The organism is Mesorhizobium sp. WSM4308 (assembly GCF_002294905.1).
Taxonomy (GTDB): domain Bacteria; phylum Pseudomonadota; class Alphaproteobacteria; order Rhizobiales; family Rhizobiaceae; genus Mesorhizobium.
On sequence record NZ_NSFW01000014.1, the window covers coordinates 1 to 23,068 of the forward strand.

Sequence of the window (23,068 nt, forward strand, 5' to 3'; positions counted from 1 at the left end):
CGGCGCGACCTTCTCGCATGGCTGCATCAGGCTGACCAACTGGGATGCCGAGGACCTCGCCTCCATGGTGCAAAAAGGCACGAAAGTCAGCTTCAAGGACGAGATGGCGAACGCAGGCGGCGGGTAGCCTCAGTGGCACAAGCATGCTAGGCGAACGGCGAGCACTCTCATAAGCACGCGAACAAGTTCATGTGTGGCCCACCGCTGTGCGCAATCTCTGGCTCCAAGACCTGGTGTTCCTACCTCGCCATATGTGACCCCGGCAGGTAACCCGCCGCTTACCGAAGAGCCCAGTATGTTTGCTGTCATGTTGATCCGTCTCATTCAGACTGCAAGTCAGCTAGCCGTCTTAGCTTACGACTTAATTCTTTCCGTTCTAGGCTCCGGGCATCTCGACGGGCGACTCTCAGTTCGGCAAGCGTCGGTTGCCACCAGCCGCGCAAAAGTTCGTCCGCTCCTGGCGGATTGCGTGCGGGCCATGTCCTGACCAACTCGGCGAGCGTAGCCGAACGCCACCTACCCCAAACGCAGTCGACATCTTTACGTGTTGCGTTTGGATATGAAGCCATCAAGGCCGACGGCTCAACAGGTTCACCCGATGCTTGGTTGAAAACGACGATACCGTATTGCGCTGTCGCAACCGGCCGGCCAAGAGGCGGTAAACCTTCGGCTGGCAGTGGATAGCGATGACGCCGACGTTCGGCATTCCGCATTTTCGAGGCCTTGTAAGCTTCAGTGTCTCTGGCGGCCTCTCGTCGTCGCCTCCTTTCTGCCGGCTCGGCATGTCGGGCAGCCATTTCTATGTTCGGCCATCGGCGCCGAAGCTCCTCAAACGAACGGAACGGCACCCGCCAGGCTCGCAGCTCGTCGTCCCAACTTGCCCACGGAATTGCCCGCAGTTCCTCGAGGACGGTCTTCGAATAAGGCGTGCGAACACGTAGGTCGTCGGAAACCTCCAGATATGAGCTGGATATCGAATCGAAGACGAAGGCATCACGACCCTTGCTGTCGCCGTGGAGAGCGAACATCTCTGCCTCTTGTGTCAACCAGCGGTCGATCCGGCGCGTGGCCGTCTTTCGGGGGACGAACCAACTCTTGCACTCGTCATTCCAGCTTGCTCGGGGAAAGGCGCGCCGAAATCGCTCGACAGCCATTCTATCGAACGCAAAGCGAGCTTCGGCGCCGGGAGCATTGCCCTTCCCTGGCACGTGATGAGCGTCCGAGTGTTCCATCGTGCTGATTGTGGGCGTTTCCTTGCCATGAACGCCTCCCCAGCCTTTAGGTTCACGAGCATTGATCCACAATGCACAGGTCAACTTGACGTAAGGGAGCGCGACAAGCCCATCTACGCATCCCTGTGGCCGTGAAACCTTCTCGTCCCCCGGTGATTAACTCTGATCTGAAAGGCGAATCCATGCCGAGACGACAGGAAATGGCTACAGCAGACCTACGGCCAAAGAAGCCCCGTTCACGCCCGCTAAAAGGCGAGGACTCGGAGGTGAGGCATATTGTGGAGACCCATACCCTCTCGCCCGACCAGGCGCGGGAACTTCTGCGCCGATATGGCGACGATTGGCGCAGGATAGAAGAAGCCGCCAAGTCCTACAAAGACGAAAAGTAAGTGTTGCTCATGGTGCGCTGGGATTGAGCATCTGACTGGCCTCAAAAGGAACGTCGCCGGCCGCCTATCAGCTTCCGGGCCGCGCTTTTGGCGTGCAAATGCGCCCCGACGAACAGATCGTCTTCACCGCTGGCAATCCGCCTCCGCGTTGTGGGTGCGCGATCTATTTCCGGCGCATGGAGATGATCACAATCGCGGGCGCTAACAGGTTCGAACCGAAGAAGAAGAATGACATGGCCCATCGCTCAGGACTTTTCTTTCAATTGAAGCTCCGGGGCTTCTCTTCGGCGCAGTTTGGATTGCGCGCTCAGCCCCTCCGCTTCCCAGTCGGCATGCTCGGCGGCGGCCTTTGGGAAGCGGCTCCGGTTCAATACATCAGCATTGTGAATCGATTGGGTGTGATCGATTCATCGAACTCGTTGGACGTTTCGGCGCTCTGGAGCGAGACTCCGCAGCATGTGTACCCCAGAGATACGACCAGCTCATCTGCACCGCATTGACGACGCCCGCAACATGGCCAGGTTCTATTCGCTGACTATTCAGCCGACCCTGTTCGGTGGCGCATCACTCATCCGCAACTGGGGGCGGATCGGGACGAAGGGCCGTATCAAAATCGAGACCTTTGATGAGCCACAAGATGTCGCTTGCGCGTTGGTTCGGCTTGAGCGCGCAAAGCGACGGCGAGGCTATGTTGTTCCTTAGCTCAAAAGCTGAATATGAGGGTTATCGCCGAGAGCGTCGAAACCGACGGCCAGGTGGCCTTCCGCTCAAAAACAACTGTGATGAAATGCAAGGCTACCACTACAGCAAACCGGTCTCAGCTCAAGCAATCGAGACATTGCTCAAGTCAGCGGCCTCGCCTCTAGTTCATTCCGCTTCCCGCCAAATCAGCCGGACCGAAACGCCTCCGCGACCGAGCGGACGCCGTCGACATGCGCTTGTCGATCGCCTGCCGGATGACGCGTCTCGATCCTATCGACCGACGCCGCCAACTCGTTGAATTCCGATTCTTTTTGACTCTGGAACCATATCGGCGGCCTGCGGCTTATTGACTCGCAAAGGTTGTGCCGGAGTGGAGTGTCATGGTTGCAGCGCGAGCGAATTGGAAGGGTTACATCAAATTCGGCGAGGTTTCCTGCGCGGTGGCGCTCTATAGCGCCGCGTCGTCGTCCGAGCGCATCGCCTTCAACACGCTCAACCGCGCCACTGGTAACCGCGTCCGCCGCGAGTTTATCGATAGCGAGACTGGCGATTCGGTCGAGCGCGACGATCAAGTAAAGGGGTACGAGATGGAGAACGGCGACTACGTCGTGCTCGAACCCGAGGAAGTCGCTGCCGCCGTCCCGGAGAGCGACAAGACGCTTAAGATCGAGGCGTTCGTGCCCTGCGACGAGATTGACGACGTCTATTTCGACAAGCCGTATTATCTCGCACCGGACCGGATGGGCGCCGACGCGTTCAAGCTGCTGCGCGACGGCATGCGACAGGCGAAAGTCGCCGCCCTGGCGCGTACGGTCCTATTCCGGCGGCTGCGCACGGTGCTGATCCGCCCGCATGGCAGCGGCCTGATCGGCACCACGCTGAACTTCGACTATGAGGTGCGCTCGGCTAAGGAAGCGTTCACGGATATTCCCGAGATCAAGATCGAGGGTGAAATGCTCGATCTCGCCAAACACATCATCAATACGAAGAAAGGCTCGTTTGACGCCAAGACCTTCAACGACCGCTACGACGCAGCGGTCGCCGAGCTCGTCAAGGCAAAGATCGAAGGTAAGCCACTGCCGAAGAAGAAGACGCCGCCACCGTCGAAGCCTAGCGATCTTCTGGAGACCTTGCGCCGGAGCGCGGGGCTGGTACCTACCCAGAAGCCGAAACGCGCTGCTGTCGCCAAGACCGACCGCAACCGAAAGCAGCCCAAGCGGGCCGCCGGCTCCAGACGCGCGGCCTGATCGGAGACCATCATGGCCGTTCGACCCTATTGGAAAGGATATCTGAAGCTCTCGTTGGTCACTTGCCCGGTGCAGATGATGCCGGCAACGTCGGAGAGCGAAAAGGTCCGTTTCCATACGCTCAACCGCGAGACGAACAACCGCGTGGTCAGCCACTACGTCGATGCCGTCACGGGCAAGGAAGTCAAGGAGGAGGACGAGGTCAAGGGGTATCAGCGTGGGGAGAACGATTACATCATTCTCGAAGACGAGGAACTGGAGGACGTCGCCCTGGACAGCACCAGGACTATCGATATCGATGTGTTCTCGCCGCGCGATTCCATCGAATGGATCTGGCTCGACACCCCCTATTACCTGTCGCCAAACGACCCGGTCGGCCAGGAGGCCTTCGCGGTCATCCGCGACGCAATGGCAGCAGAAGACATGGTCGGTATCTCCAGGCTGGTGATCTCGCGGCGCGAGCGCGCGGTGATGCTAGAACCCCGCGGCAAGGGCATCGTACTGTGGACCCTGCGCTATGGCGACGAGGTCAGGGACGAGGACGCCTATTTCGAGGGGATCGACGCGAACAAGTCCGATCCCGAGATGATGCCCCTCATCCAGCAATTTATCAAGAAGCAGACCCGCCATTGGGACAGCAAGCTGGTCTCCGATCCCGTGCAGGACAAGCTCCTGGACATCATCGAGGCTAAGCGCAAGAAGACAAAGCGTCCGGCCAAGGCGAAGGCCTCCGAGCCGAAGGCGACGCCAAACAACGTCATCAATATCATGGATGCCCTGCGCAAGTCCGTCGAAGCTCAGAATCGTCCCGGCAAGCGCTAGACGTCGAGATAGAGCCGTTTCAAGGGTCGGGCTGCCCCGGTCTCCCAGGCCACCTCGTGGGCCATGTCCGGGGGCAGGCGATCATGCCCTGCAAGCTCACATTCTCGGTGACTTCGTATGGTAGGAAACTCCCGTCGCGCGTCAGGCCGCCCGCCGCATCGATCTTGCCAGTCGCTTGAGGGATGCTTCCAGGGGGCGATGGCCATCGCCATAGTCTTTCCAGGCCGTGCTCTTTGCCAGGAGCCCGGGCACCGTGCGCAGGGTGAAGCGCTTCGGATCGAGATCGATTTTGACCTGTGCCCAGGTGAGCGGCATGGAGACTGTCGCGCCGGGTCTGGCCCGCGGCGACAGCGGAGCCACGGCGGTCGCCATGCGATCGTTGCGCAGATAGTCGAGGAAGATGCGGCCGATGCGCTGGTTCTTCGCCATCTTGGTCAGGTAGAGGGCTGGATTGTCCCGCGCCATCTGCAGGCAGACATCATGAGCAAAACTTTTGGCCTCCGGCCAGGTGAGCTTGCTGCGCTTGGTGACCGCTAAGGGCGTGACGACGTGCAGCCCTTTACCGCCAGTCGTCTTGCAGAAGCTGACGAGCCCAAGATCGTCGAGGCGGGCGCGCATTTCCTTGGCCGCTTCGACAACCGTTTTGAACGGAACGTCGGGACCTGGATCAAGATCGAAGACGAGCCGGCCCGGCACCTCCGGCTGCTGTGGCTCGCAATTCCAGGGATGCAGTTCCAGCGCACCGATCTGGCCGACGGCGGCGAGGCCCTCCATACGGTCGATCTGCAGGTAGGGCTTCTTGTCGCCGAACACTTTCACCAGTTCAAGAAGATTTGAGGTTCCCGGCATCGCATGACGCTGGAAGAACTGCTCGCCGCCGATTCCATCCGGCGCGCGGATGATTGAGCAGGGCCGCCCGCGGATGTGCTCTATCAGCCAGGGACCCACCGCTTCGTAATAGCGGGCGAGATCTTCCTTGGTTACCGGGGTGCCATCATTGGCATCCGGCCACAGCGGCTTGTCCGGGTTCGAGATCAGCACACCCATGACATCGACCTTGCCGCTACTGCGGGAAGGCTTCGCTGAGGTCGGCTTCCGCGGCTGGGGCACCTTGGTCTTCTCCGGCGAGGCAGGTCTATCGGCTTCGATCTCCTCGGCCGGTTTGTCCTCACGCAAACCTTTGAAGGCGGCTTGGCGCACGAGCCCGTCGGACGTCCAGCCGGCGAATTCGATCTCGGCCACCAGCTCCGGCTTCAGCCAGACGACGCCGGGTTCGTTCTTCGGCGCGCCGATGCCGGTGAAGGGTGATTTCCCAGTCGCGGCAGCTTTCAGCTTCGGCAGCAGGTCCCTGACCTTGGCTGCGCCATAGCCGGTGCCCACGCGGCCGACATAGACGAAGTGATCGCCGCGGTTGACGCCGACCAGAAGCGACCGGAACTTGCCATTGGTTGTGGCATAGGCGCCGATGACGACCTCATGGCCCGCACGACACTTTGACTTCGCCCACGTCTCGGTGCGGCCGGAAACGTAGGGCGCATCCGCGCGCTTCGACACGATGCCTTCCAGGGACAGCCGGCAGGCCGAGCGAAGCACTGCCTCGCCGCCAGTTTCGAAATGCTCAACGAAGCGGATTCGATCATCCTCACCCGTGTCGGTCAGAAACTGACGCAATCGCGCCTTGCGCTCACTCAGCGGCAAGACACGCAAATCCTCAGCGCCTTCGAACAGCAGGTCGAAGGCGAAGTAGACAAGCGCATCGGTCTTGCCCTCGGCCAGCGCTGCCTGAAGGGCGGCAAAGTCCGGGGCGCCGTTTTCGTCGAGCGCGCAGATCTCGCCATCGATGATCGCATCGGGCAGATTGCCGGCGGCTCGGGCGATGGCGGGATATTTGACCGTCCAGTCGAGACCCTTGCGGGTCTTCAAGATCGCTTCGCCGCCCAGAACGCGCATCTGGATGCGATAGCCGTCGAACTTGATCTCGTGCAGCCATCCGCTCTCGGAGGGCGGCCGTGCCAGCGTCTGGCAGAGCTGTGGGGCAATGAAGTCGGGAAGATCGGCGTGAATGACTGTCCCGTGCTTGTTCCTTTTTCCGCGAACGTTTGTTTTCCGTTCCTGCGCCGCCAAGCCTGTACGACTGTCCCACACAGCATCGGCCTCGGCCTTGCCGCCTTGCAGCATGAAGGGTTTCGGGCTGCGGCCCTTGCCGGCAGCAATTGCCTCCATCTTGCGTCCGGACGCGACAGAGGTGTCATTCTTGTCGAGGATGGCGGCGCCGTTTGTCTCTACGGAATATTCATCGCGATGTTTGATCAGCAGCCAGTTGGTGCGCTTGCCGCCTTCGCGGTCGTTGGCCATCCGCACCAGCACGAAACTGCCATGCAGCCGCTCTCCTTCGAGCGTGAACTTGAAATCGCCCTTGGCCAGCGCCTGCTCGGGGCTCTTCTTTCCCTCGGGCTCCCAATAGCCGCGGTCCCACAGCATGACCGTGCCGCCGCCATACTGGCCTTTTGGAATCGTCCCTTCGAAATCCCCGTAGTCGAGCGGATGATCTTCCACCTCGACGGCGAGCCTCTTGTCATGAGGATCGAGAGAGGGACCGCGCGTCACGGCCCAGGATTTGAAAACGCCGCCGAGCTCAAGTCGCAGATCGTAATGCAGTCGCGTCGCGTCATGTTTCTGAATGACGAAACGGCGGCGGCTCGAAGGCTTGACCGACCCTTGACCGCTCGGCTCCTGCGTCTTCTTGAAATCGCGCTTGGCCTTGTATGTTGTTAGCTTGTCGCTCGCCATTCGATGCCCTCGGACCACGGACCAATCGGCCTACAAGCAGGAATGTTCAGAGTGGCAAACATGTTCCCCCCCGGGCGTCGCGCCCGCGCTGGCGTTATGCCAGCGCGGGCTTGGGATAAGCAAAGGCACCGCCACCGCCAGTGCTGGGCGGAACGGCCGCAAATACAGGACAAGGCGGTGGGACGTCATCGTCGTCGCGCCGACGATGGCGCACAATGCGCGCCCAATGTGAGAAGGACAATCGTCCGCGACGCTGCGCCGGTCTTCGCGACAGTCCTGGTGTTTGCTGGCTGGTGCTCGCGCAAATGTCTGCATCCAGCGCCTTGAGCGCTTGGAGAATCTCATCCACTTCGATGCAGGAGCCGTCGTCCAGCTGACGTATCGAGGGCCGGCCTGGAACCGCGCGGGCGTCGGATGCCCAGGAAGCCAGCAGCGCCCGCTTCTCCTCGCGGCTCATTGCCGGATCGTTGAGGATTTCATCGGGACGCTGGAATATCGGGCGTCGATCGGCATCCCGATTGTTTGTGTCTGGAGTAAAACCTGTCATCTCCGTTTCTCCGCAATTCGTGCCTCCCGGACGCTGCCGCGAGGCAAATCGCAGCATTTGATGTTCGCGCGGAACTCAGGCGGCGTCGCGCTGCCGATCCGTATCCTGGCTAATCTGCTTCTTAGTCGCTGTCTCATCCCCTGACGCGGCGCTGCCGGTCGAGCCGATGGCAATGCGGCGAGGCTTCAGCTCCTCAGGAATCTCGCGCACCAAATCAACCGAAAGCAGGCCATTTTCGAGCGCCGCACGTGCTACCTTGACGTGGTCGGCCAGCTTAAAAGCCTGCCTGAAATTGCCGATGGCCAATCCCTGGTGGAGAATCTGTCGGTTGGCCTCCTCCGGCTTTTTCTGGCCGGTGACGATCAGCTCGGGGCCGTGCTGGGTGAGCTCGACTTCCTCCGCACTGAACCCGGCGATCGCCATCGTAATGCGGTAGTCGTCCGGGCCGAGCTTTTCGATGTTGTAGGGCGGCCACTCCGAACGCACGCCATTGTCGAGCATGTCGAAGAGACGGTCGAAGCCGACCGTCGAGCGGTAGAGAGGGGTATAATCGAAGCTTCTCATAGCCATATCCTCCGTAAAGCAACATGGGTTACAAGCAGCGCCGCAGCGTCTCTGCGACGCCCAATCCGTCGGGCCGAAGCCCCGACGCAGAACGATTTGGGAAAACCCGAAATCCGGTTCAAGAGGGCAGATCCTATTTTTTTGATCAACGTCCCTGCCTGTTCCCCTGGCCTCGTCACATGCGCGCTCGGATCGCCAAACGCCGCCGGCGGACCCGAGGCGTCACATTTCAACGGAAGCCCTTGAGCCCGGCCTCGTCCGAGCCAAAGCTCTCGGCAAAGGACATTCTTCCCTTTGTTTGGCCCTTTCCTTGGACTTAAGCCGACCTTCCTGGGCCCGTCGATGCGGTGCAGGCTCATCGGCTGATCCCGATCAACGAAAAAGGGGAAAGCCCGTCGAGACGATCGCCTCCAGTCGTGAAGGGCACGGCTTAACGAGCCGGCCGCGAGGAAAGGGCCGTACTGTGGAACTCGACGTCATCTTGGATGTTGACTCAAAGATAGGGCGCAGGAGCATGCCATGCACATCGACCAGCACCGTGAGACCGTAGTCTACGCCAGGACGTAACCTTCCAATGAACGTCGCAAACCTCCAGCTCCAGGGCCCACTTCTGGCGGTTGCCTCGATTAACAATGCCGTCGCACCTAAAGGCATTCTCAACATCGACGACATCGATCTGACGCTGCGAACTGCCGAGCTTAATTTGGCTGGCGATGAGCGCCTGTTCGAAGACATGTCGCGCGCCAACCGTGATGTGGCCTGCTTCCCAATCAGGGTTCGGCAGATGGCCAACCACGCGCAAGGCGAAACCGAGATCCCTCCTTCTCCGAGTTGGCTCGCATGATCGGCCGGAGTAAGGAGCCCGATAACGATCAACAGTGATGCATGGCGGCACACATCCTTCGCATGGCAACGCGACACGGCGCGCTGTCCGTGTTGCCCTTGTTGCGCTACTGATTGCATGCGCCGCCGCGGCGATAGCGTGGTACGTGACGGCAGCGCGCCCGCCATTCTCTCAAAACGATGCGCAATTTGACGGCGGCGATGCCCCGCGAGGCAAACTCGTCTTCGCGGCCGGCGATTGCGCGTCCTGTCATGCGACGCCAGGGCAATCGGACCGGCTTAAGCTCGGCGGCGGGATGGCACTTGGCTCGCCATTTGGGACTTTCCGGCCACCAAACATTTCTCCCGATCCGGTCGACGGTATAGGCACGTGGACCGCGGCCGACCTGGCGAATGCCCTTGTCGGAGGCGTCTCGCCAAGCCGCGAGCACTACTATCCCTCCTTTCCCTACACGAGCTTTACGGCAATGACGGTTGCGGACATCAAGGATTTGTATGCTTACCTGCGGACGCTTCCGAAGGTTTCGGGTCGTGCGCCGCCCCACGATCCCAAAATTCTGTTTATGGTCCGCCGGTCAATCGGGTTCTGGAAACTTCTCTTCTTTCGCGAAGGTCGATCGGCCGCAGACACGAGCGGGATATCGACACGTGATCGCGGGGCTTATCTCGTTGAAACCGTATCGCACTGCGCGGAGTGCCACTCGAGCCGCAACGCATTCGGAGCAATCAAGTCCGGCACCCTTTTTGCCGGTGGCATCGATCCGCAAGGGACGGGTTTTGTGCCCAACATAACTCAACAGAGATTGCGCAGCTGGGGCGAGGCGGATATCGCAACGATGCTCAAGACTGGCGAGACGCCCAATCATGGACGCGTGGGATCATCCATGGCCGATGTGGTAACGAACTCTGCGATGCTGCCTGATAGCGACCGCCAGGCGATCGCGCGCTACGTCAAGGCGCTTCCTGCGATTGCAACGCCTGGTCCATAGGCTCATTCGGCATAGAGGTAGGCGGCGAGATCCTGGGCTTCCTGTTCGGAAATACCCGTCATCGGCATCGCCGTCCGCGGGGAAAAACTGCGCGGCGAAACGATCCAGGCAACGAGATTGTCGGAGCGGTTTTCCAGAACGCCAGCGATGTAGACGCGCCTCGATAGTCCCGTAAGCGGAGCGGCCGTCTGACCGTCCGCCCCCGGGATCCCGCGAATCGTGTGACATCCGGAGCAACCATACCGCCGAAAGATTGCCGGAGCGCGATCGGGATCGCCACCGGTCATCGTTTTCGCGGTGGCGGCTCGGGTATGATTGTCACGCGCAATGTTGGCCGTGACGAACGCAGCTGAAGCCACGATAAGGCCGCCGGCCATTAAGGCTGCTCGACCGGGAACAGACAACAGCAAGCTAGGCATTTTGCGCCTTTCTTCCGCTCGAGTGCCGGATCCAGAGCGCCAACATGGTCATTGCCGCGGCCGCATAGACCGTTCCTGCCGGCACCCACATGATCATGCCCGCCAATTGCTGGTCCTCCAGCGGCGTTAGTCCCCAGTCCATCGCGGTTTGGGTCTGCGCGACATAGAGCACGCGCGGGGCAAGCGCCATCAAGACGCCCAGGATGCTGGTGTGGATCATGGTCAGGAACAAATGCCATGCCGAGGCGCCATAATCACTTCGCCAGACAATTGCCCACCAGAACAGTATCGCCGTCGCGAAGAAGCTCAGATGCTGGAGGCGGTGAAGGAGCGTGTCGGTCACGGCGGCGTCGAACAGGACGGGCACGTGCCAGGCCCAGATGGCAACGCCGTGAATGATGGTCGCGTTGGTGGCGCCAATACACCAGTCCCATGCTCTGCGGACAACGGCCATACGCATCGCCGAGCCAGCGGCGTGGCGCGTTGTTCGGGGCAATCCCCAAAGCAGGAGACCCACTGGCCGAGCCAGCACGATCAAGGGCGCCGATACGGCCATGACAATCTCGTGCTCGATCATATGGAAGGTAAAGAGGTGTTCGCCAAGCCAATGAAGCGGCGAAAGCAGTGCACCTGCCAACGCCAGCGTGCCGCCGCAGTAAGGCAAGACCCGGATCAACATGATGCCCGGTCTCCTGATCCGCCAAGTCAACCTTATGACGCCAACGCCGTACAGTATGGTAAGTACAGCTAGCGGCACGACGATCCACGGGTCAAACGTCCAAGGGTATGCCGAACCGTGTGTCTCGTTCCCATGCGCCATAGCCGGGCTGGCGATGATCAAGGCGACCAGTGTGCGGATCAGCGTTGGCATGGATCCAGCAGCATCGTAGCCGCCCCCTGCAATGACAGCGCCAACACAAATGCCAGTGCGATCAGGAAACCCGCATCGGTGATAAATCGCTCGGATCTGGCCAATCCGGCGGAGCCCGTACGTGATGCCACGACACCAGCGATCGACGCCGCTAGGAGCGCGGCACAAAGGGCGGCCGTCCAGGGAAAATTCCGTCGGCAATCCACGTAGGGCGTGATTTGTCCAAGCTGGGTGGTGACCGCCCAAGCGGCAGGCGGCACGACCAATCCCGTGTATCGCAACCAGCGTCTGCTCAAAGTCGTGGAACCCAATAGAGGCACACGTACATCGGCAACCACGTCAGCACCACAAAGTTCCAGTACATCGCATTGTCGGCCACATCGCCAAACCGTCGTGCATTGTCGCCATGGCGCGTGAACATCAGGCTGGTCAGCACGACAGTCTCACCCAGATCGGTCAAGATGTGTGTCGTATGGAGGCCGAGCATCACCCATACAATCGATCCATAGGCGTTTTGGTCCCACTTGATGTGCATGGCGGGAAACTCGAAAACACGCAAGATAAGCGGCAAGACGCCGACCAGCGACATGACAATGAGGCCAATTCGGACCTTTCGTAGGTCTTGGCTACGCGCCCAGCGTGTAACAAAGACATTGGGTATGAGGCTTACAAGCAGCACGACCGTCAGGGTCGTGCCTGCAAGCAGATCAGGCGGCGCGGTATCCAGCGGCCACCGTGGTGCCACGCTCATCAGATAGAGATAAATCACGATCGAAAGGACAAAACCGGTGCCTTCGATGAGCATGAAGGCGAGCGTTCCCCACCAGGACAGGCTGGCAGTGCCAAGGCCATGCGCGGGAAGCTCCGTCACGTCAAGGACGACATCGTGCTTCATGTCTCGTCCTCCGGGTCGCCCTTTGGCCAGAACCAGCCAATGAGTGCGATTGCAATCGGTATGGAGCCCCAGACCACGGCCCAAGGGGTAAAGATCGACCAAATCAGCATTGCTGACGTAGCGAGCGCCGCAAGGAGCGGCCAAATCGAATTCCCGACCGAAGATTCACGCGCTTGCGCACGCGCTTCCACGACACTGGTGATAAGCAGTTCGCGCCTGTCCGTGTACAGACCCTCGACGATACCAAGTGGGTCCGATCTGTCCGACAAGGGCTCTAGGCTTTCGACGACAGGCAGCCGCGCGAAATTATAGGACGGCGGTGGCGAAGACGTCGCCCACTCCAGCGTTGAGGCGCCCCACGGATTGGCTGGTGCGACGGGACCTGATCTGGCGCTGCGTATGGCGTCAATGAAGAACAGCAGGAAACCGGCGGCCAGCACGATCCCGCTGAGACTGATGAACATGTTCAGGCCGGACCACGGCATCTCCGGCTGATAGGTATAGATGCGCCGGGGCATGCCTTGCAGGCCGAGAATGTGCATGGGGAAGAAAGTCAGATTGAAACCCGAGAAGATGAGGCCAAACGACCAGCGGCCAAGCGTCTCGCTCATCATTCGGCCTGTCAGTTTCGGAAACCAGTAATAGACGGCGCCCAGCAAGGGAAACACGGCGCCACCCACCAAGACGTAATGGAAATGCGCGACGACGAAATAGGTGTCGTGAACCTGTGTATCGAACGGAACCGATGCCACCATCACGCCGGTCAGCCCACCAATGACAAACACGACAATGAACCCGATGACGAACAAAAACGGCGTCTTGAAGATTGGCCGTCCCGCCCAAATCGTCGCCAGCCAGCAAAAGATCTGCAGGCCTGCCGGAACGGCGATCGCCATGCTTGAGGCGGTGAAGAAACTTTCGCCCAGCCGCGGAAGGCCGGCCACGAACATATGATGCACCCACAGCCCGAAGGCCAGAACGCCCGTCGCGATCAAGGCCATCACCATGGCCAGATATCCAAACACCGGCCGCTGTGTGAATGTAGCGACGATGCTGGAGACCATGCCCACCGCGGGCAGGAAGATGATATAGACCTCAGGGTGGCCGAAGAACCAGAACAGATGCTGCCACAGCAGCACGTCACCGCCTTCGGCCGGGTTGAAGAAATGCGTCCCGACGAGCCGATCGAGGATCAGGCTGGTGCTGGCGATCATGATCGCCGGCATGGCGAGGATGACCAGGAAGGACGTGACCAGCATCGACCAGACGAACAGCGGAATCCTGTCCAGTGACATTCCCGGCGCGCGTTGCTTGAATACGGTGACGACGATTTCGACGGCGATGGCGAGAGCGGAAACCTCGGTAAAGGTGATCATCTGGGCCCAGATGTCGGCCCGCTTCCCGGCGGCATATTGAGGCCCCGACAGCGGTACGTAGGCGAACCATCCAACGTCCGGACCGGTATCGACGGCGAACGCAATCCACAACAGCAGACCGCCGGCAAGGTACATCCAGTAGGAAAACGCGTTGAGGCGGGGGAATGAGATGTTTCGCGTTCCCACCATCAAGGGCACCAGGTAGATGGCCATCGCCTGCATGACGGGCACGGCGAACAGGAACATCATATTCGAGCCATGCGTGGTGAAAATCTGGTTGTAGCGATCGGGCCCGAGGAACCGGGCTTCGGGTTGCGCCAGCTGAAGCCGCATCAGCAAAGCCAGCACTCCGCCGAGTGCCAGAAAGACAAATGCCGTGACGATATAGCGGCGGCCGATAATCTTATGATCGACAGTCGATAGGGCACCCCATAGGCCAGGGAGCGTTGACCAGGTCGCGGCAAGTCGACGATCGAGTTCGCCGGCTTCCATCCCGGTGTCCCGAACGCCTTCGCGATCCGCTGCTGCGCTCATTTGAGACTTTCCATATAGGCGGAGATATTCTGGAGCTCGATGCTAGTCAGCGGAACCATCGGCATATTGTTCCCCGGCTTCAGCGTCTGCGGATCGGCAATCCAGGCCGCCAGCGAACCGCGCGTGGTCTCCAGCAATCCGGCGGCGATTGTCTGGCGACTGCCGATGTGCGTCAGGTCGGGTCCTGTCGTACCGGTAGCATGCGTTCCGCGGATGGTATGGCAGGCCGCACAGGGCTTTGCCAGAAAGGCCACCTGCCCCGAGGCGGCATCGGGATCGGCCGGCATCATCGCATCGGCGTGCTGTGCTGTGATCCAGCGCGCATAATCGGACGGAGCCTCTGCGACGACGATAACCGCCATATGGCTATGCTGCAGGCCGCAGAATTCGGCGCATTGCCCGCGATAGATGCCAGGCTTTTCCGCCCGAAGCAGCAAATCGTTTGAGCGACCCGGAACGAGATCCTGCTTCCCGGCCAGGCTGGGAACCCAGAACGAATGGACGACGTCGGCGCTTTCAAGCTGAAGCCGGACATCTTGACCGACAGGGATATGGATTTCGTTGGCGGTCTGGAAGGTGGGAGTGCCATCGGACCCGGCGTAGATGACCTGCCACCACCATTGCTGTGCTCTCACGGTGATGGTCACGGCAGCACTTTGCGGGACCCCGATGCTGCGGGTGGTGAAGAAGCTGGCGATTGTCATGCCGGCGATAATGGCCACCGTCACCGCGACCGCGGCCGAGACCGTCATTGTGAGCCGACCTTCCGATGTCCGGCCTTCCGTCTCGGCCCGACGCCCCCGCCTGAGCGCCAGGACGAGCATGACCATCACCAGCAACCAGATCATCGCGGACAGGGCAACTATCCCGATGATCAGATACTCGAGATGAATGGCGGGAGCCCCGTAGGGGTTAAGCGCAGACTGGCTGCCATTGCAGCCTGACACCAGAGCACCCGTCGACAACAGGCCCATGCAAGGGGCTCTCACGGCGAAGGTCCCTGATCTGGATGGACACCCACCGGGCCCTCATCGAAGAGAATCTTCGCGGGGCCTCGGTTCTCGGCCGGGCGGGTCTGCTTGTCATCGTTGCGGCTAGGCGCCGCTGTCTTCGGCGTATACGAGCCGATCGTCTGGACATAACCCGCGAGCTGCCAGATCTGCTCGATAGTCATGCGGTCGTGAAAGGCGGGCATGCCGTGCGGGCGGCCATCACGGATCGAGGCGACGATGGAGACCACTTCAGGACCATACAGCCACCAGCCGTCAAGGAAGGAGGGGCCGACACCGCCGCGTCCGTCTCCATGGCATGTCGAGCACCCGAACCAGGCGTAAAGGCGCTTGCCTTGGCTCAGATTGTAGGCATCCGTTTCATAAAGCTTGCCCTGCGCAAAATAACTCTCTGGCGGTGTTCCGCTGATCGCATTGGGCATGAGCCGGAATTGATCGAGATCGGCCGCAACGGGGGGATCCACACGAAGCTCCCTGGCCTGGCGAAACCAGCCCAACCAGGCACCGACACCGATCAGCAGAAACGCTGCCGCCATGAATGCCCAGTTTGGGTTTCTTGTGTCTATCAAGGGGCCCTCAGCCCATAAAAGAATTAGCCGTCCGGATTAAGGCTCGATCTGGTAAGGCGCACAGGTAGAAGTTTATAGGAAGGTGTTTTTGCCTTCGGATCATGATGAGCCAAAGGGAAAAGCGGGTTTGCCTCGGGGTAATACGCCGCACAGCATCCCTTCGGAATGTTGTACTGAACGATCCTCAGGCCAGTGATCTTACGAATGTTATTATCGTCGATCGCCGTCGTCACATCGATGTGCTCGCCATCGACGAAGCCCAGCCGGCTAATATCCTCGCCGTTCATGAACACGACCCGGCGAGTGCCTTCAACGCCACGGAATCGATCGCTGTAGCCGTAGATCGTGGTGTTGAATTGGTCGTTGGATCGCAGTGTCGAAAGATGCAGGACGTCGGCCCTCCCCGATGTGGAGAACTCCGGAAACAATCTGTGCGGCGTGATGAAGTTGGCCTTTCCCGTTTTCGTCACCCACTTGCGTTCTCGCGCGGGCAACGGCCTGGCAAATCCGCCAGGTTGAAAAAGCCGCTTGTTGAAATCCTTGAACGTCTCCGGGTAAGTGCGCTCGATGGCGTCTCGTATCTGCGCATAGTTCCCGACCCAGGCGTCCCACGGAACCTTCGTTTGTCCGAGGGTAGCCTTCGCGATGCCCGCAACGATGGCAGGTTCGGAGAGAAGCTCGGAGCTGGCCGGTTTCGCCTTGCCGCGAGAGCCATGAAAATGAGCTATGGAACTTTCAATTGACACCGCCTGCGGACCGCTTGCCTGCTGGTCGACTTCAATGCGCCCCAGGCACGGCAGCAGATAAGCGACCTCTCCATGCAGCACATGGCTGCGGTTGAGCTTTGTCGCGATCTGCACGCTCAAACGCAGCTTGCGCCATCCCTCTTCCATGGCGGCCGTGTCGGGTATCGCTTTCAGGAAGTTTCCGCCCAGGCTGACGAACGCGCGGCACTGGCCGTTGATGATCGCTTCGCAGGTCTCGACCGTCGAGCGGCCCGTCCATGTCGGTGGCTCAAAGCCGTAGAGCTCGGAAAGCTTGTCCAGCGGCGCCAGCCCAGGTTTCTCGGTGATCCCGACGGTGCGCTGGCCCTGCACGTTGGAATGGCCCCGCACGGCGCAGATATTTGCTCCGGGCTTGCCGATATTGCCGCGCAGCAGCGCCAGGTTGCAGACCATGTGAACGTTCTCGACACCCATGAGGTGCTGCGTCAGGCCCATGCCATAAATCATCATGACGGCGCTGGCGTTCGCGTAAGTTTTAGCAGCCTGCATCATCTCTGAGCGGCTGAGACCCGACACGCGTTCGAGTTCCTCCCACTGATGGGCTCGCGCAGCCTGAGCAAATTCCTCAAAACCGCTGGTGTGTTCCTGGATAAAATCGTGATCGAGCACGTGCTTCTTGTCTGCCGAGGCCATCGAGGCCGCAAAGGCGACCATCGCGGCATTCTCCTGGTCCTTCGGCTTCCCGTCCTGCCCCGCCACGCGGCTTGCGCCTGATGCCTTGAGGGCGTCGTCAGCTTCAATCAGCGCCTTGCATACCCCGAACAGTGCCGCGATATCGCCGCCATTCCTGACCTGATAATATTCCGACGAGATCTTTGTCTCTTTCCCGGTCAGCATCTGTGCCGATTGCGGATTGACAAAGCGCTCCAGCCCCCGTTCGCGCAGCAGGTTGAAGGTGACGATCTTGACGCCCCGGTTGACGGCGTCCTGGAGATCATGAAGCATCCGAGGCGACGATGTTCCAACGTTCTGCGCGATGTAGAAAATGCAGTCGGTGTTCTCGAAATCGGACAGGATCGCCGTCCCGACGGATGAACCGATGCTTTCCGGGAGCGCCACAGAGGAACTCTCGTGACACATGTTGGAGCTGTCAGGCAAATTGTTGCTGCCATACATGCGTGCGAACAGCTGGTACATGTAACTGGTTTCAAGCGAGGCACGCCCGGACGTGTAGAGATCAACCTGATGAGGATCGAGAGAACGCAACTCTCTCCCAATCTCATCAAAGGCATCGGACCAGGCGACCGGAACGTATTTGTCGCTCGCTGCATCCCAGCGCATGGGATGCGTCAAGCGACCTTGTTCTTCCAGGTCGTGATCCGACCAGGTCTCCAGCTCGCCCAACGTGTGGTTGGCAAAAAATGCCGGACCCGCTCGACGCGACGTCGTCTCCCACGCAGTAGCCTTGGCGCCATTTTCACAGAACTCAAGCGGATGTGGCTGAGCCGGCTTTGCCCAGGCGCAGCTGACGCACATATATCCTTCAGGCTTGTTTTGGCTCGAAAGGAGCTTTGGGTCCCGTAAGAGGACACGTTCTCTCGCGTTAATCATTGCGACGGATTTCGCCGACCCCCAGCCACCAGCGGGTCCCTTATATGGTTGGATGGTTGGGGACCGTGTCTTTGATGTCATTTCCGCCTCGCTCGCGTAGCCGACGCCGCTTTCGGTCTCGCTTCACTGGCGCGTCACGACCTCATTCGTTGACGTGCCGAACGTTCAATCGCCGACCATTCAGTCTTGCCCCGGCAATATAGAACTTAGCACCTGTCGGACGGTTCCACGGATGACGCCCATCTCTTCGGGGTCGCCCTTGGCGAGGGACGAGGCAGGTTCCTGATCTGGTCGAAAGTGAAAGTACGGGGGGAGCGGCGGCACTCCTGGATCGGTTTGACCTCGAGGATGACCGGGCGATCGGACGCGAGGGCTTCGTCCCAGGCTCCGCCAGGTGCTTCGAGGCGATCCACGAACAGCCCCTTCAGCCCGATCAGGTCCGCGAAGCGATGATAGGGCACGTGGGAATTTGCTGCGAGGCCTCGAATTTAGGGTCGCCTTCCATGACACGCTGTTCCCATGTCACCTGGTTGAGATCCTGGTTGTTGAAAACGCAGATGACCAACCGGCTGTCCTCCCAGTTCTTCCAATATTTCGCGACAGTAATCAGCTCCGCCATGTCATTCATCTGCATGGCGCCGTCGCCGCGCTTATCTTGCCGAATGATCTCCAGGAGATGGGCTATGAAGAGCCACCGCGGGCCCACGGCACCGTACATTCCGGAGTAGGCTATCGACCCCCAACGGTAGAGCGCAGGCCCATGACCTGAAGACAGCAGCGGATGTTCTCAACGCCGGGAAGCGGATAGCTATGTTGGTTGGCGCTGGCGCTCTCGGCGCAAGGCAGCAGGTGATCGAGTTTGCAGACCGGCTGGGCGCCGGTGCCGCCAAGGCATTGCTGGGCAAGGCGGTCTTGCCCGATTCCCTGCCATGGGTAACCGGATCGATTGGACTGCTGGGCACCGAGCCTTCCTGGAACCTCATGCGCGACTGCGCCACGTTGCTGGTGATCGGCTCGGGCTTTGCCTGCGCCGAGTTTCTGCCAAAGGAAGGCCAGGCCAAAGGCGTCCAGATCGATCTCGCACCAGGCATGATGTCACTGCGCTATCCGATGGACGTCAGTCTCGTGGGCTATGCAGCCGAAACACTCGAGGCCTTGCTGCCGCTGCTGAAGCAGAAGAAGGACACATGGCGCTTTTGTGGAAGGGTCCTTGATTTGGATTGCATTGCTTTTTCAGTAACACCTAATATCAGCCTGTTGAAATCGGCATTCTCGGGAGGAAAGTGTCATGCCTAGGGTTTCAGATCTTTTCTTTAAAACAGCTGTCGTATGGCTCATTCTGGGGATCGGCGCCGGCTTGCAGATGGCAATCTCGGGCGACCACGGTGCATTTCCTGCCCATGCACACATCAATCTGCTCGGGTGGGTCACAAGCGCAATCTTTGGCGGCTACTACGCTCTTAATCCGGCAAAGGCGGCGCGGAGAACCGCAATGGTCCACTACGGCCTCTACAACGTCGGATTGGTGGTAATGCTGCCAGCTCTGTATCTTATGCTGCACCAAGGCTATACGGTAATTGAGCCCGTCGTCGCCGTTGGTTCACTGATCGTGGCTGCCGCCGTGCTGATATTCGCCTTCGTTGTTTTCTCAAGCGCAAGCGAGCGCGTGGCATCTGGGTTATCGACCGCGACACGCTGAATCGACGGAAGTCGGGAGTATAGAGGACCTGCATGAGCCGCTGGAGCCGGAAGCCGAGACTGACCGGCTCCCCTATTCGTCCTGACCCTCAGGTATCGACCATCCGTGGTCGCAACGCGCCAACGCCCGCTCAGGACACCTGCTCCTCAACGACATCAACCTCGCCCTACTGTTGGCCAGCCCAGCCGGAATGTCCCCGGCCAGCAGCTTCTCCTTCGAAAGCAGTCCGGCGTTCTCGAGGACTTCGAAATCCGGCAGCTGGCGTAGCGTGTTGTGCCTAACTTCAACAGAAAAGTCTTCGTCGTCACATATTCTATTCTAATATGTTCGGATATTCAGGGGATGGCCTCCGATCTCACATTTCCTTTGTCGAGCGTTCGCTGAGCATCGCACCGGTTTCAGCATCCAGTGCCACCATGCTGACCTCGTAGCCCCAAAGGTTTCGGATATGGCGCAAGGTCGCGTCGCGGCTTCCGCCCTCGAGCATGATGCCATTCTTCACCGTGTGTTGAAGCCTCAGACGCCTGTCCCCTAGGAGATCGACGTCAATCACCTGGATGTCGGGCCGGCTCGCCCCCACGTCGTAGCTTTGAGCGAGCGCTGACCGTATCTTGGCATAGCCACGCTCGTTGTGGATCGAGGCGACTTCGTAGTGCGGCTCGTCGGCGCTGTCGGCCAGCATGAATAGCCGCCACTTCCGGATTAGCGTCGGGCTCAGATATTGGCGGACGAAGGATTCGTCGCGGTGGGTGGCCCAGGCATCGAGCAAGGTATCGCGCCAGTCGCCGCGGCCGGCGATGTCTGGGAACCAGTCGCGGTCCTCTGCAGTCGGCGAGGTGGAGATGCGCTGAATATCCTGCATCATGTCCAGACCCAGCGCATAGGGATTGATGCCCGAATAGCGCGGATCGTCATAGGCCGGCTGGAAGACGACGTTCGAGTGGTTGCGCAAGATCTCGAGCATGGCTCCTTCGCTGATGCGGCAACGGTCGAAAAGCGTGTTCATGAGCGTGTAGTGCACGAAAGTGGCGCAGCCTTCGTTCATCACCTGGGTTTGCCGCTGCGGATAAAAATATTGCGCGATGATGCGCACGATCCGGATGATCTCGCGCTGCCAGGGCTCAAGGACGAGGCTGTTCTTCTCGAGGAAATAGAGCAGGTTTTCCTCCGGAAGTTTGAGCGATTTCTTCCGCTCTGCAAGAATTTCGTCGGCTTCCGGCTTGCTCTTACCCGGCGAGGGCGGCAGCGTTCGCCAGAGATCGTTGAAGGAACGCTCCTCGTATTCGAGGCGCTCGCGCAGCCCTTCGCGCTGCTGTTCCGATGACAGCTTCGGTGGCCGCCGGTAACGGAAGACGCCTTGCTCCATCAGCGCGTGGGCGGAATCCAGGATCGCCTCCACTGCGGTCAGGCCATGCCGTTCCTCACATCGGGCTATGTAGCTCTTGGCAAAATCGAGATAGCTCAGGATGCCGCCGGCATCTGTCCATTGACGGAAGAGATGATTGTTCTTGAAGAAATGGTTGTGGCCCAGCGCCGCGTGCGCGGTCACCAGGGCCTGCAGGGCCATGGTGTTCTCTTCCATCAGGTAGACGATGCAGGGATTGGAATTGATGACCAGTTCGTAGGCCAAGCCGCGAGCGCCCTTGCGGTAGAGAAGTTCGTCGTAGAGGAAACGTTTGCCGAACGACCAATGCCGATACATCAGCGGCATGCCCACCGATGAATAGGCGTCGAGCATCTGCTCGGAAGAGATGACCTCCATCTGCACCGGATAGATATCGAGACCAAGCTCTTCAAGGCCGAGCGCCTCGATCTCATCGTAGACTCGCGCCAGTTTCGCAAAATTCCAGTCCGACCCGGAAAACAGTAGTTCGGACTTACGCGCCTGACTGACCATTGCCCAAGTCCCTCACGCGCTCTTGCGTAGATCAGGCTGCCTGGCGAAGAGTTGGCGGAAAACCGGATAAATGTCGGCCGGGGAGGCAATGCGCCTCATCTGGAAGTTCGGCCATTTGCCGTCGACGGCGTTATAGGCGCGCCAGAGCGATGTCCCGTTCTCGGTCGCGCCGAAAATGTGGCTTTCCCGCTCGTCGATGATTTCCACATAGGCGAAATATTGGCAAAGCCGCATGAGCTTGCGGTCGAGCAGCTCTATGCAGCGCTCGGAGTCGGCGGCGAAGTTGTCTCCGTCGGAGGCCTGGGCGGCATAGATGTTCCATTCGGCGACCGGATATCGCTGCTCGATGATGCGGTGCATTTCCTCAAGGGCGGTGGAGACGACGGTCCCGCCGCTTTCAGTGTGGTAGAAGAAGGTATGTTCGTCCACCTCCTGAGCCTCGTGGGTGTGGCGAATGAAGACAATGTCGGTGCGTTCATAGCGCCGTGTCAGGAAAAGGTGCAGTAGCACAAAGAAGCGTTTGGCCAGATCCTTCTCGCGCTCTCCCATCGATCCCGACACGTCCATCAGGCAGAACATGACGGCGTTCGCATTGGGCACAGGCTGGGGATCGAAGCGATTGAAACGGATGTCGACCGGATCGACATAGGCAATTCGCTTGCGCCGGCGCTCGAGCCGGTCTAGCGCCTCGCGCAGGGCGGCGATGCGTTCGCGCACCAGGGCGCTTGCCGGCTTGGCTTCCAGCTCGGCAATGTGGTGGACGATCGCGTCGAGCTCCGCCTGTTTGGGGCGTCTGAGCGCGATGCGCCGCCCGTGGCTGTTTCGCATTGTGCGCCCGACATTTATGTTGGTCGGCGCCCCGCTTGCCGTGAAACCTGCCCGTCTCGGCCTGAAGCTCAGTACCTGCTTGAGGTTGAGCTTGACCAGATCCGGAAGCTCGAGATCCTCGAAGAAAAGGTCGAGCACTTCCTCGCGCGACAGCACGAAACGAAAGTCGTCTTCGGATTCGACGGTACCGGGCGCCGATCCGTAGCCTCCGCCGCCGCCGCCCGGCCTGGCGATAAGATCACCAGAGCTGAATGTCCGGTTGCCGGGCAGGATGTGCTGACGCCGGCCGCTTTCCTTGTCGTCGCCGAAGGTCGGTTCGCCGGTGCCTTTGCGAGGGATCGGCACCGCATGCTCGCGGTCGAGTTCGGCGATGCCGCCGGTGCGGAGTTTGTCGCGGATGCTGCGCTTGAGCTCTTCGCGCGCGCGTCTGAGAAAGCGCTGGCGATTGCCAAGGCTCTTGTCCTTCGGATTCAGGCGGCGGTCGATGAGGATCGGCATGGCACCGTTCG

General features: G+C 60.0%; 20 protein-coding genes and 4 pseudogenes. 9 read left to right on the plus strand and 15 right to left on the minus strand.

Annotated features, from left to right (window positions below; genetic code table 11):
* Positions 1 to 127 (plus strand): L,D-transpeptidase family protein (locus CK227_RS23905; RefSeq protein ID WP_143750518.1); only part of this gene is annotated, 127 nt, incomplete at its 5' end.
* Positions 128 to 320: 193 nt separating this feature from the next.
* Here CK227_RS23905 and CK227_RS37375 read toward each other — a convergent pair.
* Positions 321 to 1,232 carry a hypothetical protein gene (locus tag CK227_RS37375; RefSeq protein ID WP_095774674.1) on the minus strand — a complete coding sequence of 304 codons (912 nt, stop codon included), beginning with the start codon at positions 1,230 to 1,232 and terminating at the stop codon, positions 321 to 323.
* Between the two features lie 487 nt (positions 1,233 to 1,719).
* Here CK227_RS37375 and CK227_RS37990 point away from each other — a divergent pair, with 487 nt between their 5' ends.
* The 4 genes from CK227_RS37990 to CK227_RS23935 all read left to right on the plus strand — a co-directional run bounded on the left by CK227_RS37990 (position 1,720) and on the right by CK227_RS23935 (position 4,392).
* Positions 1,720 to 2,121, plus strand: coding sequence for a hypothetical protein (locus tag CK227_RS37990; protein WP_348628975.1), 402 nt, complete (start codon positions 1,720 to 1,722; stop codon positions 2,119 to 2,121).
* The gene (locus CK227_RS23925) at positions 2,078 to 2,323 is read left to right on the plus strand and encodes a WGR domain-containing protein (protein WP_095774671.1); all 246 of its coding nucleotides are present in this window, start codon (positions 2,078 to 2,080) and stop codon (positions 2,321 to 2,323) included. Before CK227_RS37990 ends, CK227_RS23925 begins: the two co-directional genes overlap by 44 nt.
* 380 nt (positions 2,324 to 2,703) lie before the next feature.
* Positions 2,704 to 3,570 carry a Ku protein gene (locus tag CK227_RS23930; RefSeq protein ID WP_095774670.1) on the plus strand — a complete coding sequence of 289 codons (867 nt, stop codon included), beginning with the start codon at positions 2,704 to 2,706 and terminating at the stop codon, positions 3,568 to 3,570.
* 12 nt (positions 3,571 to 3,582) lie between these two features.
* The gene (locus tag CK227_RS23935; protein ID WP_095774669.1) at positions 3,583 to 4,392 is read left to right on the plus strand and encodes a Ku protein; all 810 of its coding nucleotides are present in this window, start codon (positions 3,583 to 3,585) and stop codon (positions 4,390 to 4,392) included.
* 141 nt (positions 4,393 to 4,533) lie between these two features.
* On the opposite strand, the gene ligD is transcribed toward CK227_RS23935, so the two are convergent.
* From ligD to CK227_RS23945, 3 genes are all read right to left on the minus strand, one after another.
* Entirely contained in the window at positions 4,534 to 7,182 is a 2,649-nt protein-coding gene (ligD, locus tag CK227_RS23940; RefSeq protein WP_095774668.1) for a DNA ligase D, read from the minus strand.
* 94 nt (positions 7,183 to 7,276) lie between these two features.
* The gene (locus CK227_RS36270; protein WP_143750519.1) at positions 7,277 to 7,729 is read right to left on the minus strand and encodes a hypothetical protein; all 453 of its coding nucleotides are present in this window, start codon (positions 7,727 to 7,729) and stop codon (positions 7,277 to 7,279) included.
* Between the two features lie 75 nt (positions 7,730 to 7,804).
* Positions 7,805 to 8,293, minus strand: a complete 489-nt coding sequence (locus tag CK227_RS23945; protein WP_095774667.1) for an Hsp20 family protein — start codon at positions 8,291 to 8,293, stop codon at positions 7,805 to 7,807.
* A gap of 574 nt (positions 8,294 to 8,867) precedes the next feature.
* On the opposite strand from CK227_RS23945, the pseudogene CK227_RS23950 reads away from it, so the two are divergent.
* Both CK227_RS23950 and CK227_RS23955 read left to right on the plus strand, forming a co-directional pair.
* A pseudogene (locus CK227_RS23950) lies at positions 8,868 to 9,175 on the plus strand (hypothetical protein).
* Positions 9,175 to 10,125 carry a cytochrome c gene (locus CK227_RS23955; protein ID WP_095774666.1) on the plus strand — a complete coding sequence of 317 codons (951 nt, stop codon included), beginning with the start codon at positions 9,175 to 9,177 and terminating at the stop codon, positions 10,123 to 10,125. The pseudogene CK227_RS23950 and the gene CK227_RS23955 overlap by 1 nt, the downstream one beginning before the upstream one ends.
* A gap of 2 nt (positions 10,126 to 10,127) precedes the next feature.
* Here the strand turns inward: CK227_RS23955 and CK227_RS23960 are convergent, their stop codons facing one another.
* The 8 genes and pseudogenes from CK227_RS23960 to CK227_RS24000 all read right to left on the minus strand — a co-directional run.
* Positions 10,128 to 10,544 carry a c-type cytochrome gene (locus tag CK227_RS23960; protein ID WP_245433490.1) on the minus strand — a complete coding sequence of 139 codons (417 nt, stop codon included), beginning with the start codon at positions 10,542 to 10,544 and terminating at the stop codon, positions 10,128 to 10,130.
* Positions 10,537 to 11,415: a cytochrome c oxidase assembly protein gene (locus CK227_RS23965; protein ID WP_095774664.1), complete on the minus strand. Its 879-nt coding sequence runs from the start codon at positions 11,413 to 11,415 to the stop codon at positions 10,537 to 10,539. Before CK227_RS23965 ends, CK227_RS23960 begins: the two co-directional genes overlap by 8 nt.
* Before the next feature lie 292 nt (positions 11,416 to 11,707).
* On the minus strand, positions 11,708 to 12,310 hold the full coding sequence (locus CK227_RS23975) for a cytochrome c oxidase subunit 3 (protein WP_095774662.1): 603 nt from the start codon (positions 12,308 to 12,310) through the stop codon (positions 11,708 to 11,710).
* Positions 12,307 to 14,178 (minus strand): cytochrome c oxidase subunit I, encoded by a 1,872-nt coding sequence (gene ctaD / locus CK227_RS23980; protein WP_245318247.1) that lies wholly within the window; start codon positions 14,176 to 14,178, stop codon positions 12,307 to 12,309. The genes CK227_RS23975 and ctaD overlap by 4 nt, the downstream gene beginning before the upstream one ends.
* Before the next feature lie 38 nt (positions 14,179 to 14,216).
* Positions 14,217 to 15,194 carry a cytochrome c oxidase subunit II gene (gene coxB, locus CK227_RS23985; RefSeq protein WP_095774660.1) on the minus strand — a complete coding sequence of 326 codons (978 nt, stop codon included), beginning with the start codon at positions 15,192 to 15,194 and terminating at the stop codon, positions 14,217 to 14,219.
* Positions 15,195 to 15,205: 11 nt separating this feature from the next.
* Complete coding sequence (locus CK227_RS23990; protein WP_095774659.1) at positions 15,206 to 15,766, minus strand: cytochrome c; 561 nt, start codon at positions 15,764 to 15,766, stop codon at positions 15,206 to 15,208.
* A gap of 56 nt (positions 15,767 to 15,822) precedes the next feature.
* Positions 15,823 to 18,216, minus strand: a complete 2,394-nt coding sequence (locus tag CK227_RS23995; RefSeq protein ID WP_095774658.1) for an FdhF/YdeP family oxidoreductase — start codon at positions 18,214 to 18,216, stop codon at positions 15,823 to 15,825.
* A 99-nt stretch (positions 18,217 to 18,315) separates the two neighbouring features.
* A pseudogene (locus CK227_RS24000) lies at positions 18,316 to 18,781 on the minus strand (thiamine pyrophosphate-dependent enzyme); the annotation flags it as partial.
* Here CK227_RS24000 and CK227_RS24005 point away from each other — a divergent pair.
* Both CK227_RS24005 and CK227_RS24010 read left to right on the plus strand, forming a co-directional pair.
* A pseudogene (locus CK227_RS24005) lies at positions 18,776 to 19,329 on the plus strand (thiamine pyrophosphate-requiring protein); the annotation flags it as partial. The pseudogenes CK227_RS24000 and CK227_RS24005 sit on opposite strands and share 6 nt — an antisense overlap.
* A 94-nt stretch (positions 19,330 to 19,423) precedes the next feature.
* The gene (locus CK227_RS24010) at positions 19,424 to 19,834 is read left to right on the plus strand and encodes a hypothetical protein (protein ID WP_095774657.1); all 411 of its coding nucleotides are present in this window, start codon (positions 19,424 to 19,426) and stop codon (positions 19,832 to 19,834) included.
* A 72-nt stretch (positions 19,835 to 19,906) separates the two neighbouring features.
* Here CK227_RS24010 and CK227_RS37380 read toward each other — a convergent pair.
* From CK227_RS37380 to CK227_RS24020, 3 genes and pseudogenes are all read right to left on the minus strand, one after another.
* Positions 19,907 to 20,145: pseudogene (locus CK227_RS37380) on the minus strand (hypothetical protein); the annotation flags it as partial.
* Positions 20,146 to 20,189: 44 nt separating this feature from the next.
* Positions 20,190 to 21,731: a SpoVR family protein gene (locus CK227_RS24015; RefSeq protein ID WP_095774656.1), complete on the minus strand. Its 1,542-nt coding sequence runs from the start codon at positions 21,729 to 21,731 to the stop codon at positions 20,190 to 20,192.
* Positions 21,732 to 21,743: 12 nt separating this feature from the next.
* A complete protein-coding gene (locus tag CK227_RS24020; RefSeq protein WP_095774655.1) occupies positions 21,744 to 23,057 on the minus strand; it encodes a YeaH/YhbH family protein in 1,314 nt (437 codons plus the stop codon).
* Positions 23,058 to 23,068: the final 11 nt, after the last annotated feature.